This window comes from Burkholderia sp. PR2 (genome assembly GCF_052372875.1).
Taxonomy (GTDB): Bacteria; Pseudomonadota; Gammaproteobacteria; order Burkholderiales; family Burkholderiaceae; genus Burkholderia; species Burkholderia diffusa.
On the sequence record NZ_JBQRWH010000001.1, the window covers coordinates 534,845 to 553,387 of the forward strand.

The following is an 18,543-nucleotide window of genomic DNA, read 5'->3' on the forward strand; positions in this document are numbered from 1 at the left end:
CGGTTGAAGTGATTCGTCGTGAGCTTGGTGTGGCTGATATAAGACATTTCCTAATTCGTGATTTTGTGTTTGTTGGGTTGGTTAATTCATTGACTTAATTATTGTTCCGTGTCGATAATGCGGCTCCTGATTCGAGTGGCCGTCATTTTCGAACCGGAGAGAGAAGTGTGTTTCGAACGTTCGATGTTTCGTCTGTCATGGAGTCCATGAAGGACTCCTGATTGGTGTGACGGATTCGTTTGAAATGCGCTAACAAACAGAACAAGACCACCATGAACATTTCACGCCAGATTTTGTTCGGCAAGCTCGGGGTCGAGCTTTACCGAGGAATCGAGTCGGCAACGAGTTTCTGCAAATTGCGCGGGAATCCGTTCGTCGAGCTCGTCCACTGGCTGCACCAACTGCTTCAGCAGCCGGATGGCGACCTGCAGCGGGTCGTGCGCCATGCGGAGATTGATCGCGATGCGCTCGAGCGCGATCTTGCGCGGACGCTATCGGCGTTGCCGGCTGGCGCGAGTTCGATCAGCGATTTCTCCTGGCATATCGAAACGGCCATCGAACGAGGCTGGGTGCTGGCGACCCTCGGTCATGGCGATCGTCGCGTGCGCGGTGCATGGCTTGTCGCGGCGCTTGTGTCGACGCCCGAACTGCGACGCGTGCTTCTCGCGATTTCCCCGGAATTTGGCAAAATTCCAGTGGAAGATCTTGGCGACGTGCTTCCCGCTTGGATCGATGGGTCGCCGGAGGCAGCCGAAGGGCCGTACGATCATAGTGAACTGTCGCCGGCCCTGCCGGGCGAGACTTCGGGTGCCGTGTCGGGCGCGTCGAAGCGTAATTCACTCGAACAGTATTGCCTGGATCTCACCGCGCGAGCCCGCGCCGGCGAAATCGATCCCGTCATCGGCCGCGAGCTCGAGATCCGCACCATGATCGACGTGTTGCTGCGCCGGCGGCAGAACAATCCGCTGGTCACCGGTGAGGCCGGCGTCGGCAAGACGGCTGTGGTGGAAGGGCTGGCGCGTGCGATCGCATCGGGCAACGTGCCGCCGAATCTCGCGGACGTACGCTTGCTGAGCCTCGATGTCGGCGCACTTCTAGCGGGGGCGAGCATGAAGGGGGAGTTCGAGGCTCGCCTGAAGGGGGTGCTTGAGGCTGCGGCAAGATCGGCCGCGCCGATCATTCTTTTCGTCGACGAAATCCACACGCTGGTCGGCGCGGGCGGGCAGGCCGGAACGGGCGATGCCGCGAACCTCCTGAAGCCGGCCCTTGCGCGCGGCACGATTCGCACGATCGGCGCGACGACCTGGGCCGAATACAAGCGGCATATCGAGAAGGATCCGGCGCTGACGCGGCGCTTTCAGGTATTGCAGGTCTCGGAGCCGTCCGAGGCTGCCGCGACCGACATGGTTCGCGGGCTCGTGCCGACGTTCTCGTCGCATCACGGCGTCATCGTTCGCGACGAAGCAATTCGTGCCGCAGTGGCGCTGTCGCATCGCTATATTCCGTCCCGTCAGTTGCCCGACAAGGCGATCAGCCTGCTCGACACTGCATGTGCACGCGTTGCGCTGTCGCAGCACGCGACGCCCCGCGAACTGGACGAAGTGCGGCAGCGCTTGGCAGCCGCGCACGCCGAAGAGGCTTTGCTGGTGCAGGAGGCCCGAATCGGTCTCGATGCGGACAAGGCATTGAGCCGCGTGCGCGCGCGCATCGCCGTTCTGGCGATGGAAGAAGCGGCGATCGCGGATCGCTGGCGCGAACAGGTGGCAGCCGCACAGGCGTTGCTCGCCGGACGTGAAGCCGCGATCGCGGACGCAGAAGATCCACCGGTATCGGTCGACCAGCTGCGGGAACTCGAGCGGACGCTGGCCGCCATGCAGGGCGATGTACCGCTGGTCTTTCCCGAGGTCGGCGAGTCCGTCGTGGCCGAAATCGTTTCGGACTGGACCGGTATTCCGGTCGGACGGATGGTCACTGACGAGATTGTCGCGGTACGCCGCTTGCCGGAAACGCTGGGCGCGCGCGTGATCGGGCAACGCGATGCGCTGCACCTGATCGGCGAACGCGTGCAGACCGCACGCTCGGGGCTGACCGATCCGAAGAAGCCGCTGGGTGTGTTCCTGCTTGCCGGCCCGTCAGGCGTAGGCAAGACCGAGACCGCGCTGGCGCTCGCCGAGGCGCTGTACGGCGGCGAACAGAACCTGATCACGATCAACATGAGCGAGTATCAGGAATCGCATACGGTGTCGGGCCTGAAAGGCGCGCCGCCCGGCTATGTCGGCTACGGTGAAGGTGGCGTGTTGACCGAAGCGGTGCGTCGTCGCCCCTACGCGGTCGTGCTGCTCGACGAGATCGAGAAGGCGCACCGCGACGTGCACGAAATGTTCTTCCAGGTGTTCGACAAGGGATACATGGAGGACGGCGACGGCCGTCATATCGATTTCCGCAATACCACCATCCTGCTGACGAGTAACGTCGGCGCCGACCTGAGCGCAAGCCTGTGCGCGGATCCGGCGCTGTCGCCGGATCTCGATGGCCTGCGGGCCGCGCTTGCCCCGGAATTGCTGAGGGTATTTCCGGCGGCGTTCATGGGGCGTGTGACGGTCGTGCCGTACCGGCCGCTTGCCGACCACGCGCTCGCCAGTATCGTTCGCCTGCATCTGGATCGCGTCGTGAAACGCATGGCGGACAGCCACGACATCGCGCTTGCCTACGACGACGCGGTCGTGAGCTACATCGTCGGTCGCTGCCTGGTTCAGGAGACTGGCGCGCGCGTGCTCATCGGCTTTATCGAGCAGCACGTGCTGCCGCGCCTTTCCGCGCTCTGGCTCGATGCGTTCGCATCGCGGGCGCCGCTCGCGGGCATCGCGATCGGCGTGACCGATTCCTCCGCGCCGCCGGCCCTGGCGCTGTCGATAGAGGCAACCACTTCTCATCTTGTCGAGCCGTGCCGTTGAGCTCGACATCCGTCAACCACTGTCAGGAGACTGTTCATGTCCGCTAGCAGTTCGCAGAAGTTCATCGCGCGCAACCGTGTGCCGCGCGTGCAGATCGAGTACGACGTCGAAGTGTATGGCTCGGAGAAGAAAATCGAGCTTCCATTCGTGATGGGCGTGCTCGCCGACCTGTCCGGCAAGCATCCGGTCGAACCGCTGCCCGCGGTGTCGGACCGTCAGTTCCTGGAAATCGATATCGATAACTTCGATGAGCGCATGAAGGCGATCCGGCCGCGTGTTGCATTCGCCGTGCCGAATACGCTGACGGGCGAAGGCCAGATGATGGTCGACATGACCTTCGAAAGCATGGAGGACTTCTCGCCGGCCGCGATCGCCGACAAGGTGGAGCCGCTGCGCCGGCTGCTTCAGGCGCGTACGCAACTGGCGAACCTGCAGACATACATGGACGGCAAGTCGGGGGCGGAGGCGCTCGTCACCCAGTTGCTGCAGGACCCGGCACTACTGAAGTCGCTGGCTGCGGCGCCGCGGCCCGAGCGGCACGAAGAAGGCGCGGCCGATTTGGGCGACGCGAGCTGACCGACCAACTGATCGAGGATGACCATCATGGCAAAACAGCAAGCACAGGCCGTCGAGGCCCAGGCGACCACCCAGTCTGACTTTACGCAACTGCTGGAGCGGGAATTCCGTCCGAAGACGGACCAGGCCCGCGCGGCGGTCGAACATGCGGTGCAGACGCTCGCGGAGCAGGCGCTCGCGCAATCGATCACGATCAGTGACGACGCCTACAAGAGCATCGCGGCCATCATCGCGCAGATCGATCACAAGCTTTCCGAGCAGATCAACCTGATCCTGCATCACGGTGACTACCAGGCGCTCGAATCCGCGTGGCGCGGCCTGAACCACCTCGTGTCGAACACCGAGACGGACGAGCATCTGAAGATCCGCGTGATGGATGTCTCGAAGACCGAGCTGCATCGCTCGATGCGTCGCTACAAGGGGCAGGCGTGGGACCAGAGCCCGCTCTTCAAGCAGATCTACGAGCAGGAATACGGCCAGCTCGGCGGCGAGCCTTACGGGTGCATCGTGGCCGACTACTACTTCGACCATACGCCGCCGGACGTCGATCTGCTCGGCTCGATTGCGAAGGTGGCGGCGGCCGCGCACACGCCGTTCGTGACCGGTGCAGCCCCGTCGGTGCTGCAGATGGAGTCCTGGCAGGAACTGGCCAACCCGCGCGATCTGACCAAGATCTTCACGCAGAACCTCGAATACACCGCGTGGAATTCGCTGCGCAATACCGAGGATGCGCGCTACATCGGCCTCGCGATGCCGCGCTTCCTGGCGCGCCTGCCATATGGCGCGAAGACCAATCCGGTCGACCAGTTCGATTTCGAGGAAGACACGAACGGCTCGAACCACAGCCGCTACGGCTGGGCCAACGCGGCCTATGCGATGGGCGTCAACATCAACCGCTCCTTCAAGCAATACGGTTGGTGCTCGCTGATCCGCGGCGTCGAATCGGGCGGCACGGTCGAGAACCTGCCGTGCCACACGTTCCCGACGGACGACGGCGGGATTGACATGAAGTGCCCGACCGAGATCGCGATTTCGGATCGTCGCGAGGCCGAGCTGTCGAGGAACGGCTTCATTCCGCTCGTGCATCGCAAGAACACCGGTCACGCGACCTTCATTGGCGCCCAGTCACTGCAGAAACCGGCCGAGTATCACGATCGCGACGCAACCGCGAATGCCAACCTGTCCGCACGTTTGCCGTATTTGTTCGCGTGCTCGCGCTTCGCGCATTACCTGAAGTGCATCGTGCGCGACAAGATCGGCGCATTCAAGGAGCGCGAGGACATGCAGCGTTGGCTTAACGAATGGATCATGCATTATGTTGACGCCGATCCCGCGAACTCGTCGCAGGACACGAAGGCGCGCCGGCCGCTTGCGGCGGCGGAGGTGCTCGTCGAGGACGTGGAAGGCAATCCCGGCTACTACCAGGCGAAGTTCTTCCTGCGCCCGCACTTCCAGCTTGAAGGGCTGACAGTTTCGCTTCGACTCGTGACGAAGCTGCCGTCGATCAAGGAAGCCGCCTAACCAATCAGTGGGTCCCGCAGGGCCGGGTAGCGGGATGCTTCGCACCCGATGATCGGCCAGTTTTCAATCGTTTAATAAAAGGAGTACTACGCATGGCACAGGACATTTTTCTGAAGATCGACGGCATCAACGGCGAATCGCTCGATGACAAGCACAAGGACGAAATCGAGATCCTGAACTGGGACTGGGAAATCCAGCAGGAATCGTCGATGCATTCGGGTAGTGGCGGCGGCGCGGGCAAGGCGACCGTCAAGGATCTCACGTTCGAACACAACATCGACCGTGCGAGCCCCAACCTGATGAAGTACGCGCTGACGGGAAAGCACATCGACCAGGCCGTGCTGGTGATGCGCAAGGCGGGCGGCCACCCGCTCGAATACCTGAAGCTCACGATGAGCGACGTGATCGTCACGCGCGTGAAGCCGTCCGGCAGCAAGGCAGGTGAAGAGAAGAGCCGCGAGACGGTGTCGCTGTCGTTCTCGAAGGTCAAGCAGGAGTATGTCGTGCAGAACGCGCAGGGCGGCAGCGGCGGTGCCGTCACGGCGAGCTTCGACATCAAGGGCAACAAGGAAGCGTAAGTGCGGGGCGCCGCGCATGGCCGAGAAGTCGTGTTCTCCGCGCGCGGCGCGTTTCGCGCTTCATCGAGGGGAATTCTGCATGCGTTCGATTCTGACTGCCGCTTCGCTCGCCGGTGTCGTGCTGCTCTCGGCCTGTGCGAGCGGCGAACCGAAGCCGAAGGAGCCGGTTCGGCTCGAACTGGCCGTCAAGGCGGCATCCGACGTCAATCCGGATGATCGCGGGCGCGCAGCGCCGATCGTGATACGCATCTATGAGCTGAAGAACGACAACGCATTCGCGGCGGCGGATTTCTTCACGCTGGAGAACCAGGAGAAGACCGTACTGGCCGACGACGTCGTCAAGCGCGACGAGTTCCAGTTGCGGCCTGGAGAGCATCGGAAAGTCGTGCGGCGGCCCGCTCCGGAAACGACCGCCATCGGCGTGATCGCGGCTTATCGCGATTTGCCGAACGCGGTGTGGCGGTCGGTCTACACGATGCCCGCTGCGCCTGACAAGGCGTGGTACCGCTTCACACCCAAGGTGAAGCTGACTGTCGATCTAGAGGCCAGGGCCGTCAAGATCGAGGAAGCGAAGAAGCAATGAAACACGTCGCGCAACACAACGGACGAAATGTATGAGCTGGTACGCCAAGGTCGCCTGGCAGGAAGGGTTGTTTTTCAGACCACAACTGTTCCAGCAACAGGAACGCTACTTCGAGAAGTACGCACACATGCGTGCGGCGCCGCTGTCGCCATTCTTCTTCGGCTTCGCGCATTACGGGCTTGATCTGGAGTCACTCGCGCTTGGGAAAGTGATCGTCAAGTCGGCCGCAGGCGTGTTCGCCGACGGCACGCCGTTCGATGCGCCGGGGAATACCCCGCTACCGCCACCGTTGACGATCCGCCCGGAACACCTCGACCAGGTGATCTATCTGGCGGTGCCGGTGCGCTTGCCGAACTGCGAGGAAACGACGTTCGAAAACACTGCGGATTCGATGGCGCGCTATCAGGTATTCGACACTGAGCTGCGCGACTCGAATTCGGTCGGACTGGCACCCGAGTCCGTGCAGTTGTCGAACCTGCGGCTGCGACTCGTACCGGAGAAGGAACTGGGCGATGCATGGATCGGCCTTGCGCTGACGTGCGTGAAGACCATCCGCGCGGACGGGAGCATCGAACTGGACGACACGATTGTGCCGCCGGTGTCCGGATACGGCGCGAGCGATTTGCTGACGAGCTGGATCACGAAGATCCACGATCTGGCCCACCTGCGCGCGAATGCGCTGTCGCAGCGGCTGGCCGGCACCGATGACACGACTGCGAGTGCGGCGACGGTTACGGATTACCTGCTGTTGCAGATCCTGAACCGATACGAGCCATTGCTGCAGCATATGCTGCGCGTGCCTACCACGTCGCCTGCCGATGTTTACACGCTGCTGATCGCGATGGCCGGGGAGCTTTCGACGCATCTGCGCACGAATACGCGCCGCCCGCTCGATACGCATCCGCCTTATCGGCATACGACGCCGCATCTTTGCCTGAAGCCGGTGGTCGACGACACGCATCGGCTGCTCAATGCCGTGCTGGTGCGCAGTGCGCAGAGCATCGCACTCGAGGATCGGGGCCACGGCATGCGCAATGCGGTGGTCGATCCGGTGGATATGCAGGGCTTCGCTTCGCTGGTGCTGGCCGTGCATGCGGCGATGCCGCCCGATGCGCTGCGGCAGCAGTTTCTCGCGCAGGCGAAGGCGGGGCCCTCGGAAAAGCTGCCGAGCCTGGTGCGCAGTCATTTGCCGGGTATCGGCATGCAGGTCCTTCCGGTGCCGCCGCGACAGATTCCGTTCAACGCTGGATACATCTATTACGAGTTGATGCAGGGCGGGGCGCTGTGGGAGGAGGTGGTGCGCCATGGTGGGATCGCGCTGCACGTAGCCGGCGACTTCCCGTCGCTCGAGCTTGAGCTGTGGGGGGTTCGCGCGTGAATACCGAAAGTTCCTCCCGGAATTGTGGAATCGCGATCAGCGACGTATCGCCATGAGCAATCAATCTACCGGAACGAGTCCGTCGGAGAGCGGAACGAAACCTGATTCCATCAATCGGGAATCGAATGCGTCCAGCGGGTCGGGTATTCCTTTCCGAGAACGCCTGATTGCCGTCGAACGGGCGACGAATCCGTTGCGCGAAGCGGCATGGCCGCTTCTTCGAGCACTCGCCGAGATGCCGAATCATCTCGACGCGGGTGAAACATTCGTACTGCACGACCTGCTCACGCAGGAGGTGCGTACCTTCCAGAAGCTGTGCGAGCAGGCCAATGTTCGACGCGATCATGTGATCGGGGCCCGGTATTGCCTTTGCACGGCGCTCGACGAGGCCGCGGGACGAACCGAGTGGGGGAAAGAGGGCTCGTTCGGCATCCAGTGGATCAAGGCCGGGCTCGCCACGACGTTCCACGAGGATCGCGATGGCGGAGACAAGGTTTATCTGTTGATCGCCCGATTGCTCAATGAGCCAGGGGAGCATCTGCCACTCCTGGAAGTCATCTACGAGATGCTCAGTCTCGGCTTCGAGGGACGTTACCGGCACGAAACGAACGGAACGCGCAAGCACGAAGTGATTCGTCAGCGGCTCTATAACGAAATCACCATGCGGCGCGGATCGGCGCCCGCGAAGCTGTCGCCGCATTGGCAGTCGGACGCGAAGGGCAAGCGGCTGTCTTTTCACGATTTCCCGGTGTGGATCAGTGTTGCGTTCCTGTCGATCATCCTGCTCGCCATCTTTGGCTGGTTCAAGTACGAGTTGATGAGCCGGAGCGCTTCGGTGCAGAAGCAGATTGCCGAGATCGGTCGAATGACGCCGCCGCCGGCACCACCGAAATTGCACCTGAAGCAGCTCCTGAAGGACGAGATTGCGGCGGGCACGGTTGGCGTTGACGAAGATGCACGTCACAGCGCGGTGACGTTCCGGGGAGATGCGATGTTCCAGCCCGGAAGCGTCGCGATCAAGAGTTCGATAGCACCGCTCGTTGCGAAGATTGCCAGTGAAATCGTGAAGGTGCCTGGCAAGGTTACCGTGCTCGGCTACACGGACAACGTGCCGATACGCAGCCGCCAGTTCCCTTCAAACGAGGCGCTGTCGGAGGAGCGGGCAACGCAGGTCATGCAGATGTTGCAGTCGGCTGGCGTCCCCCCTGGTCGCCTTGAAGTGGTCGGCAAGGGCGATGCCGATCCGATCGGTGACAACGGTACAGCCCAGGGGCGCGCGCAGAACCGGCGCGTCGAGATCGTCGTCGCGCAATAACGCGGGGCCCGCTTCCGGAAACGTATATGAAGAAGTTTCGCTTGTTTCTCGCATCCCGGCAGTTTCTCGGGTTTCTCGCGCTGATCGTTGCGGCGGTGGTCATCTGGTTCGTCGGGCCATTCTTTTCGTTTGGCGGCCTCAAGCCGCTTGCCGGCGCAGGCATGCGTGTGCTGCTGATCAGTCTGCTGCTCGTAGGGGTATTGCTTTGGCTCGCGGATTGGTCGACGCGCATTGTGTTTGTTGCACTGTCCTGCCTGCTGATCTGGTACGTGTCGCCCTTGCTGTCATTCGGCCGGACCTCGCCATTTGAGCCAGCTGCCGTAAGGCTCGCCGCGATTGCAGTGGTGGTGACCGTTTTCGTTGTCCACCGGATGTTCCGGCTCTGGCAGCGTGCGCAGGAAGACGAGGAATTCCTGAAGAAGATGCTGCGCTTCGGCCGCAAGAAGGCGCAGTCACCCGCCGCGCGACGGCTGCAGAAGGTCGACGCCATTGTCACGAGTGCGATCGCGCGATTGAAATCGATGCGCACCGGCGCAAGAGGGCCGGGAAAGCTGTTTCAGGGAAAGCGTTACCTCTACGAGCTGCCGTGGTACATCTCACTGGGCTCCAACGGTACCGGTAAGACGAGTGCGTTGCTCAATGGCGGGTTGTCGTTCCCGATAGCAGAACAGATGCAACGTGCGGTCGCGGCGTCGGCCGGCGACGCGAATGCCGTGGATTGGTGGTTTACCAATGAAGCGGTGCTGATCGATACGACCGGTTACTACACGCGGCACGGTACATCGCCGGCAACGGAGCTGGACGCTCCGATTGATCTGCCGGATCCACGGGCGGTCAAGGACGGCGACGGGACAAAAACGGCCGGAGAAGGCAACGCATCGACCGTGCAGGCCGCTGCAGGGGCGATGTCGAGCGGAAATGCCTTTCAGTTTCGGAACGATACGCGCGAATGGCGCGAATCGCTCGACCGCGCTGAATGGCTGGGCTTTCTCGGTATGTTGCGCAGGCATCGGCCTCGTGCTCCCATCAACGGTGCGCTGCTGACCATCGAGTTGACCACGCTGGCGAGCGCGGACGAGCAGGCGCGTATTGCCGAAGCGTCCGCGCTGCGGGCGCGTCTGGCTGAATTGCGCCAGGAGCTGGGGATCCGCTTCCCCGTCTACCTGCTCGTGACCAAGATGGATCGCCTGACGGGATTTCCCGAGTATTTCGGTGCATTGACGGCCGAGAGCCGTGGGCAGGCATGGGGTTTTACGCTTCCGCAGAGCAATGGGGCAATTGCGAAGGAAGGTTTGCGCACGCGTTGTCGTGATGAATTGACTCAACTGGCCGACCAGTTGTCGAGCACGGCTCATACGCGCCTTCAGGATGAAGACGAGGCCAGGAAAAATCGCCAGCTCATTCTGTTGCCGAAGGAGTTTTCGGCGCTGATCGAGCCGCTGGTCGACCTGATCGATCGTGTGTTTCTTGATTCGCGCTATGACAGCACGCAGCTTCATTCGAGCCTTCGCGGCGTCTATTTCACCAGTGCGCAGCAGGCGGGCAGCGCGGTCGTCGCCGAGCGCGACACGATCGTTCAACGTCTTGCACCTAAACGGTGGCAAGGCGGATCTGGTAACGGCGACGGCAATTGGAGCTTCTTCCTGCATGATGTGCTGACTCGCGTCGTGTTTCCCGAAGCGCATCTCGTCAGTCCCAACCTGCGGTGGGAATACCGCTATCGGTTGCTGCGCCTGATCGGTCATGCGCTTGCCTTGCTGTTGTTCGTCTGGCTCGCGCTCGGCCTGCGCGTGAGCTTCGGTCACAACAGCGACTATCTCGACGTAATTGGGCGCAAGGTAACGGCGCTGGCGACGCGCGTCACGCAGTTCTACAAGGAACCGAAGCCCGCAGCCGTACCCGATGTGCTGACCGAAGCGCACTATTTGCCCACGGTTCCCAATCTGGATTTGTCGAGCCCAGTCAGCACCTGGCGCTATGGCCTCTATACGCCTCCGGAGATCGTGAAGGAAAGCGGTCGCACGTACGACGCGCTGGAGGACAATCTGCTGCTGCCGCAGATCGTGCGACGTATGGAAGACGTGATGTCCGGAGCGATTGCCGGCAAGGATGCGAAGGCGGCTTACGACGCGCTGCGCGTGTATCTGATGCTGTACGACCGGGACAAGTACAACGCTGCCGATATCAAGGCATGGGTACTGGACGATTGGGCTCGAACGGACAGCGCGGCGGTGTTCGGCGGCCGCGCCTCGATGATCGATCACGTCCAGCGGCTTTTCTTGGGCGACCGTGCCGTCCAGTCGCCGCTCATTCGCAATGATGCGCTGATTCAGCAGACCCGGGCGTTTCTCGACGGCAGCAACGCGACGGATCGCCTGTACCAGCGGGCAAAAGTGGCCATGATGAAGGCGGCGCCGGACGAGTTCACCTTGCTTCGCGCGGTCGGCCCGCAGGCCGGCACGGTGTTCACCCGGGCAAGCGGGCAGCCGCTTTCGCGCGGCGTGCCGGGCCTGTTCACGTTCGACGGTTACCGGAACCTGTTCGACAAGCGGTTGCCGGAATTCGTGCAGCTCGCCCGCGACGACGACGCCTGGGTCATGGGGCGTTCGTACCTGGGCGAGGCTCAAAAAAAAACGGCTGAGATCGTGAGCAATGCGATCGGGGCGGACGATGCGTTGACGGATGCGGTTCGCCGTGAGTATCTGGCCGAGTATGCGCAGCAATGGGATGCGTTTCTCAACGACATCCGGACGGTGAGCGGCACGAGCCTCGCATTCGATCTCCAGGTGCTGCGCAGATTTGCGGCACCGGATTCGCCGCTTGTCCGGCTTGCGCGGGCGGCCGTGCGCGAAACGACGCTCGCGCAAGTCGTTTCCGGTCAGGATGGATCGTTGCTGCAGAAGGCGGCTGATCAGATTGGTCAGAAAGCGGACAAGGCGCTCGGCATTCGCGCGTCCGAGCGTGTGGAACGCGAACTGGTCGACACGCATTTCGCCGCGTTGCGCGAGGTGGTGACCGGCAGCGCCGAGACGGGAGCAGGCACACAAGCAACGGTCGCTCAGGCCGGCAAGTCGGGCCTCGACGAGGTCACGAACCTGCTGAACGACTACTACACGGCGCTGACCATTTCCGACAACGCGTTGTCGAACAACAGCATGCCGCCGGCAAACGATACGTCGGCAAAACTCAAGATGTCGGCGGATACGATGCCGGCGCCGTTTCGTGCGGTGCTGCTCCAGCTTGCCGCCAGCGGCTCGCGCGAAGTCAATCAGGGCATCGGGCAACTGCTCTCGCGCCAGATGCAGGCGTTGGTCGGGGATACCTGCCGGCTTGCCATCGAAGGCAATTATCCGTTCTCTCCGAACAGCAAGCGCGACGTCAGTATCGGCGACTTCACGCGGGTCTTCGCACAAGGCGGCGTCATCGACGACTTCTTCGTGAAAACGCTGGCACCGTTCGTGGATACGTCGGCCAAGCCTTGGCGCTATCGAACGCTGCCGGGGGCGACGGAGCCGGTGCAGGGGCCGGACCTGGAACCGTTCGAGCACGCGAAGGCAATTCGCGATACGTTTTTCAATGATCCCGGCCGTAAGCAGCTGACGTGGAAGGCCGACATCCGGATTCCCGAGCTCGATCCGACCATTACGAGCCTGTCGCTCGACATCGACGGTCAGACGACGCTTTACCGACATGGTCCGGTTGCGCCGTTCACGGTGTCGTGGCCGGGGCCGCGCGGTGGGGTGCATACCGAAATCACGGTCAGCCCGCGGATTCATCCCGACACGTCGACGATTGCGGCGGACGGCCCGTGGGCGCTGATGCGGCTTCTGCAGAAAGGGCAGGTCGTCGAAGCGGCAACGGCCGGCCGTACCCGCATCGCGCTCGATTTCGATGGCCGCAAGGCGGTGCTCGACGTCACGAGCGCCGGGAGCGTCGCGAATCCGCTGACCAGCAATGTCCTCACGACATTCCGGTGTCCCACGACGATGCCGTTGTTCAACCTGGTGGACAGCGGCCCGCCGGCCGGATTGCCGCGCGGCGCCGTTCCGGTTCCGTCGCTCGACGCATCACATTGACCAGGACGGGAGGAATGGCGCAATTGCTTGAACATTGGGAAAACCGTGCCGGCGCACAGACATCGTCGATCGCCGTGCGCCTCAGGGCAGCGGAGCAGGCCGTCAATCCGTTACTCGAAGCGGCGCGTACGCTGTTGCAAGCTTTGGCGGATATGCCTGATCGGCTCGATGCCGACGGTATCGCATGGCGACGCCAGTGGCTGGAATCAGAACTGAGGGTGTTTGCGCGCGTGTGCGGCGAGCTTCGGCTTCGGCCCGAGCATGTCAGGTGCGCGAGCTATTGCCTGTGTTCGGCGCACGACGAAGCTGCCATGCAGACGAATTGGGGAGCGGGGCAAACCGGCGGCTTCGACTGGCAGACAAGCGGTCTGGCGGTAGCGCTGGGACACGATCGCCAGGGTGGGGACCGCGTGTTCCGGCTGATCGAAGACGCGCTGCGCAATCCTCGCGAACACCTCGATCTGATCGAGGTGTTTCAGGCCGTGCTCAATCTGGGCTTTCAGGGGCGTTATCGTTTCGTGAGCGGCGGCCGGCAGCAGCTTCAGGCCATTCACGAGCGCATACATGATGTGGTGGTCACAGGCGGACTATGTGCGGATCGCGACGTGGTGCCTGTTCGGTCGGCAAGACTGCCGGTCGAGCCTCGGATCCGCTCCCGCCCCTTCGTGCGCCGGTCCCGCAGGTGGATCGTCGGCGGACTTGTCGGGGCATTGCTACTTGGGGCCGGGGGATATGCGGCAGTGGAGTGTTGGACGCGCAGTATGCGCGAGCAGCGCGGCGCGTTCGCACTCGATGCGCTGGCAAGGCAACTCGAAGACAGGCTCAGGGATGAAATCGCTGCAGGGAATGTAGAGTTGATCCGCGATGCTGGAAAAAGTGCAATGACGATCCGATTCGGAGGGATGTTTGTATCCGGTGATTCAACCGTAGCCCCGTGGGGCGCATCCATCGTGGCGCTGGCCGGTCGGGAAATTGCCGGATTGATTGGCAATGCGAACGTACTGGTGGAAGGATACGCGGACAACTCGCGAGTCAGTCAGTCGCGTCGGGGATCGAATCAGGCTCTTTCAGAGGCGCGTGCCCGGCAGGTTGCGCAGATTCTTGTCTCGGCCGGCGTACCCGTGAAGCGTGTCGAAATCGTTGGAAAAGGCGATGCGGATCCTTTGGCGGACAACGGCACGGCTCAGGGGCGAGCCAGAAACCGTCGCATCGAGGTGACGGTGTCTGATTGATTAGTTATGGCAATCGGAATCGTCTGAATCGAGACGCATGCGCCGCGAACGCATTTGTTTGGCCAAACGTATTCGGGGTGTTTTTTGAGATGTTCATTGCGGCTAACATCTGACGGATTGCTGACGAACATCGCATCGAATCGCTAACCCGGAAGTACGAACTGCTTACGTCATGGATCCTCGTCTTCTTGCTGCGTACAACCAGGAGCTGCTCTATTTCAAGGAACTCGCGGCGGAGTTTGCCGACATGTACCCGAAGGTTGCGCGTCGGTTGGGTATGCAGTCGGGTGAGATCGGCGACCCCTATGTCGAGCGCCTGATTCAGTCGGCGAGTTTCGCGGCCGCGCGAATGCAGATCAGGATCGATGCGCGGTTTCCGGAATTTTCCGAGCGTCTGCTTGAAACCGTCTATCCGAATTTCATGGCGCCGACGCCATCGATGTCGGTCGCACGATTGCTTCCCGATCCCAGGGAGGGCGACCTGACAAACGGCTTTGTGGTCCGACGCGGTGCCCGGTTTGTGGGCGAGGTTCCGGATGGAGAACAAACACCCTGTGTGTTTACATCCAGCCAGGATGTCGCGCTTTACCCTCTCGAGATTGTCGATGCGAAGTTGACGGGCATTCCACCCGATATCCCGATGTTGCAGCGTTGGGTGCCAGCCGACAAACGGGTAAAGGCGGCGCTGCGCTTGCGCGTCCGCACGAGCAACCAGCGCAACATGGCGGAATTGACAGGAGTCGATCGCTTGCCCGTGTACCTGTCCGGCGAAGCGTCGATCGCTTCGAAGCTGTTCGAATTGATCCATGCGGCAGGGATCGCAACGATCACGGGCGCGCCGGGTGAATTCGGTACGTCGGGTGCGTCGTTCCACGCCGTCCGTGAAGGTGCAGTCGTACATGAAGGGCTGGAGCCGGGGCAGGGCCTGCTGCCGCTGACCTCACCCAGGTTCCACGGGCATAACCTGCTTCATGAGTTCTTCTCTTGTCCGGATCGCTTTCACTTCTTTACGTTGACGAATCTGAAGAGAGGGCTGGCCGCGGTTCGTGGGCGCGAAGCCGAAATCGTCGTGCTGCTCGATCAAACGGGGGGCGAGTTGGCGAATCATGTCAATGCTCGATGCTTCGCGCTTTTCTGTACGCCGGTCATCAATCTTTTCCCGCACGCCGCCGACTCGATCGAGCTGCCATCCGGCAACGCGGAAGTGTTGTTGCGTCCGGTCCCGCTGAATCCGATGGACTACGAGGTGTTTTCGATCGATCGCTTTTACGCGAAGCTCGATGAGGACGCGGAGAGGCAGGAATTCATGCCGCGCGATGCGATGTTGCCGCGGGACGAGGGCGGACATGGGCGGTATTACAGAATCAGGCGCGAGCAATTCGTGCGGTCGAATACCGTGAGGCGCTATGGCACGCTTACGCCGCATTCAAGTACCGAATGCTACGTGTCGCTCGTCGACGAGGACGATCGACCGTATCCCGAGCGCATGAGCTGTGCGGCTGCCCATGTGTGGTTGACCAACGGCGATCTGCCGACTCTCTTCGATCGCAGTGGCGGACGTAGGCTGACGCCGGACATTTCGATGCCGATTGAATACGCTGCACTTGTCCATCCGCCGTCACCTCCACGGCCTCCGCTGGCGCAACGTGACTTCGCGTGGGATTTGATCCGGCAACTGGGCTTCGACGGCCAGGCGTTGATGGATGCGCCGGCTGAAGATGCGGCCCGCAGCTTGCGTCAGGCACTGAGCCTGTTCGTGTCTCCCGATAACACGCGTCAGCTACGCCAGATCGACAGTCTCGTCGGTATCAAGATCGGCGCCATCACCAGGAATTTGCCGGGCAGTGGCCCGCTCCGATTCGGCCGTGGCCTGGCCGTCGAACTCACTGTCGACGAAGGTGAGTTCGATGGCGTGAGTCCGTATCTGTTCGGTTTGATTCTGGACCACTACCTGGCGCGATGCGTATCGGGACATTCGTTTATCCAGACGAGCCTCGTTTCCTTGCAGCGTGGTGCTGTCATGCGGTGGCCGGTGCGCATGGGAATGCGTGGCGTCGCGTGAACAGCGGTGCTATTTCAACTTGATCAAATAGACCGCTGTCGAGCGGAGTATTACGAGGGCTGCCATGTTGAGCTTCACTTCCAACCGAACGATTTCAGTCAGGGGCGTTGCACTGCCGAAGTCGTCTCAAGACGAACCGCTGCTGGAGCTGCGCGCGATTCACGGCCAGGAAGCGCTGTCCGAGGTCTACACGTACACGCTGGATCTGGCGACGCCTTCCGAGCCGTTCGTCCCCGAGGCGGAAGCCGCCAATCTCGACCTGAAGTCGATGATCGGCAAGGAACTGACGGTGGTGGTCCAGCTGGACGGCATGGGCACGTGCGCTGCGGGACAGCCGGGCAACACCGGCCGGGCGAACGTCGGCGCGGGCGAGCGCGAGATCAGCGGACTGGTATTCGAAGCACGCTACCTTGGCCAGGACAATCGTCGGGGCCGATACGAGCTCAAATTGAAGCCTTGGATCGCACTGGCGGCAGAGCGCAAGGACTACCGGATCTTCCAGAACAAGACGGTGATCGAGATCGTCGACGAGGTGCTCAAGAGCGATTATCTGTACTCGTACGACAAGCGCCTGGGCGAGATGTATTCGAAGCTCGAGTATCAGGTTCAGTACGGCGAGACGGACCTCGATTTCATTCAGCGGCTGATGCAGGAGCACGGCATCTACTGGTTCTTCGAGCACACGAACGGGTTCCACCGGATGGTGCTGGTCGACAGCGTGAGTGCGCATCGCCCCGTGGAGAGCGAAGCGTATCGGACGCTGCCGTACTACCCGCCGGATCAGCGCATCGACCAGGAGCACGTGAGCCGGTTCGACGTCTCGCAGAGCCTGCAGGCCGGGGTGTGGACGACGGACGACTACGACTTCCACCAGCCGAAGGCGAAGCTGACCGTGAATCGCCAGTTGCCGCAGAACACGGCCCAGAACGACCTCGAGCGCTACGAGTGGCCGGGCAACTACGTGGAGAAGAAGGAGGGTGAACAGTTCGCTCGAATCCGGATCCAGGAGTTGTACGCGAGGGGCGACCGGGCATACGGCCAGGGGAACTTGCGCAACGTGGTGTGCGGGACGGTGTTCACGCTGGCGAACTACCCGCAGGGCGATGCGAACCGCGCCTATCTGGTGATCGCGTCAAGCATCCGCGCGACCGAGATCGGGGACGTCAGTGGCCAGGGACAGAGCCGGTTCGAGACAGAGTTCGTGGTGCAGCCGCGTACGGTGATGTACCGCCCGGCGCGCACGGTGAAGAAGCCGCGCACGACGGGCCCGCAGACGGCGATGGTGACGGGCGCGCCGGGTAGCGAGATCTGGACCAACCAGTGTGGGCAGGTGAAGCTGAAGTTCCACTGGGATCGCTCGCCGGCGATGGACCATACGTCGTCGTGCTGGGTGCGGGTGGCGTATCCGTGGGCGGGTCAGAACTACGGTTCGATACATGTACCGCGGGTAGGCAGTGAAGTGATCGTGGACTTCGAGAACGGGGATCCGGATCGTCCGATCGTGACGGGTCGGGTCTATAACGCGATGTCGATGCCGCCGTGGGAACTGCCGGAGAACGCGACGCAGAGCGGGACGCTGACGCGCTCGACGAAGAACGGCGGCTACGAGAACGCGAACGCGATCCGCTTCGAGGACAAGAAGGGCGAGGAGGAGCTGTGGATCCACGCGGAGAAGGATCTGCGAACGGAGGTGGAGCACGACGAATCGCACGTGGTGGAGCACGATCGGAGAAAGTCGATCGAGCACGACGAAACCACGACGGTGGGCCACGATCGGAACGAGACGGTCGGGAATAACGAGCAGGTCGCCATCAACGAGAACCGCTCGCACCGGATCGGCAACAACGACCTGAAGAAGATCGGCAACAACCATGTGGTGGAGATCGGTTCGGATCGTACCGAGACTGTGGGGAATCATCGACGTGACCGGATCGGGGCGAATCATACGACCGAGACGGGGGGCCATGCCGAGCACACCGTGCAGGGGCAGTACAAGCTTCAGGCCGGTCAACGCATTATCCAGACGACGAAAACGGTAGAAATGAGCGCCTCGGATCGGTTCGTCATCAAGGGGCCGGACGGTACGATCACCGTCGATGCAGGCGGCGTGACCATCGAAGGTGTGGCGATCAAGTTGAACGGAGCGGTGACGCAATCTAGCGGCTGGGTGAAGAATGCTCTGGATCTGCGTGCCAGCGTGAGGGAGGGCACGCCGCTCGATCCGCTCCGGTTTCCGTTTTCCGGCTGATTTTCTGTTGTCTCAAAAAT

At 62.0% G+C, this 18,543-nt stretch carries 11 protein-coding genes; all 11 read left to right on the forward strand.

Features of this window, described 5'->3' with window-relative positions:
- The first annotated feature begins 272 nt into the window (after positions 1 to 272).
- The 11 genes from tssH to ACT2FV_RS02485 all read left to right on the forward strand — a co-directional run bounded on the left by tssH (position 273) and on the right by ACT2FV_RS02485 (position 18,523).
- Positions 273 to 2,954 (forward strand): type VI secretion system ATPase TssH, encoded by a 2,682-nt coding sequence (gene tssH, locus ACT2FV_RS02435; protein ID WP_444503117.1) that lies wholly within the window; start codon positions 273 to 275, stop codon positions 2,952 to 2,954.
- A 36-nt stretch (positions 2,955 to 2,990) separates the two neighbouring features.
- Positions 2,991 to 3,530, forward strand: a complete 540-nt coding sequence (gene tssB / locus ACT2FV_RS02440; RefSeq protein WP_444503118.1) for a type VI secretion system contractile sheath small subunit — start codon at positions 2,991 to 2,993, stop codon at positions 3,528 to 3,530.
- Positions 3,531 to 3,557: 27 nt separating this feature from the next.
- Complete coding sequence (gene tssC / locus ACT2FV_RS02445; RefSeq protein ID WP_226114552.1) at positions 3,558 to 5,051, forward strand: type VI secretion system contractile sheath large subunit; 1,494 nt, start codon at positions 3,558 to 3,560, stop codon at positions 5,049 to 5,051.
- Positions 5,052 to 5,143: 92 nt separating this feature from the next.
- The gene (locus tag ACT2FV_RS02450; protein WP_226114551.1) at positions 5,144 to 5,629 is read left to right on the forward strand and encodes an Hcp family type VI secretion system effector; all 486 of its coding nucleotides are present in this window, start codon (positions 5,144 to 5,146) and stop codon (positions 5,627 to 5,629) included.
- Positions 5,630 to 5,708: 79 nt separating this feature from the next.
- On the forward strand, positions 5,709 to 6,212 hold the full coding sequence (tssJ, locus tag ACT2FV_RS02455) for a type VI secretion system lipoprotein TssJ (RefSeq protein WP_226114550.1): 504 nt from the start codon (positions 5,709 to 5,711) through the stop codon (positions 6,210 to 6,212).
- A gap of 31 nt (positions 6,213 to 6,243) precedes the next feature.
- Entirely contained in the window at positions 6,244 to 7,590 is a 1,347-nt protein-coding gene (tssK, locus tag ACT2FV_RS02460) for a type VI secretion system baseplate subunit TssK (protein ID WP_226114549.1), read from the forward strand.
- Positions 7,591 to 7,642: 52 nt separating this feature from the next.
- A complete protein-coding gene (tssL, locus tag ACT2FV_RS02465; RefSeq protein WP_444503119.1) occupies positions 7,643 to 8,905 on the forward strand; it encodes a type VI secretion system protein TssL, long form in 1,263 nt (420 codons plus the stop codon).
- Positions 8,906 to 8,931: 26 nt separating this feature from the next.
- Positions 8,932 to 12,981, forward strand: a complete 4,050-nt coding sequence (gene tssM, locus ACT2FV_RS02470) for a type VI secretion system membrane subunit TssM (RefSeq protein WP_444503120.1) — start codon at positions 8,932 to 8,934, stop codon at positions 12,979 to 12,981.
- A 14-nt stretch (positions 12,982 to 12,995) separates the two neighbouring features.
- Positions 12,996 to 14,213, forward strand: a complete 1,218-nt coding sequence (icmH, locus tag ACT2FV_RS02475) for a type IVB secretion system protein IcmH/DotU (protein ID WP_444503121.1) — start codon at positions 12,996 to 12,998, stop codon at positions 14,211 to 14,213.
- Between the two features lie 172 nt (positions 14,214 to 14,385).
- Positions 14,386 to 16,275, forward strand: coding sequence for a type VI secretion system baseplate subunit TssF (gene tssF / locus ACT2FV_RS02480; protein ID WP_444503122.1), 1,890 nt, complete (start codon positions 14,386 to 14,388; stop codon positions 16,273 to 16,275).
- 64 nt (positions 16,276 to 16,339) lie between these two features.
- On the forward strand, positions 16,340 to 18,523 hold the full coding sequence (locus tag ACT2FV_RS02485; protein ID WP_444503123.1) for a type VI secretion system Vgr family protein: 2,184 nt from the start codon (positions 16,340 to 16,342) through the stop codon (positions 18,521 to 18,523).
- The last annotated feature ends 20 nt before the right edge of the window (positions 18,524 to 18,543 follow it).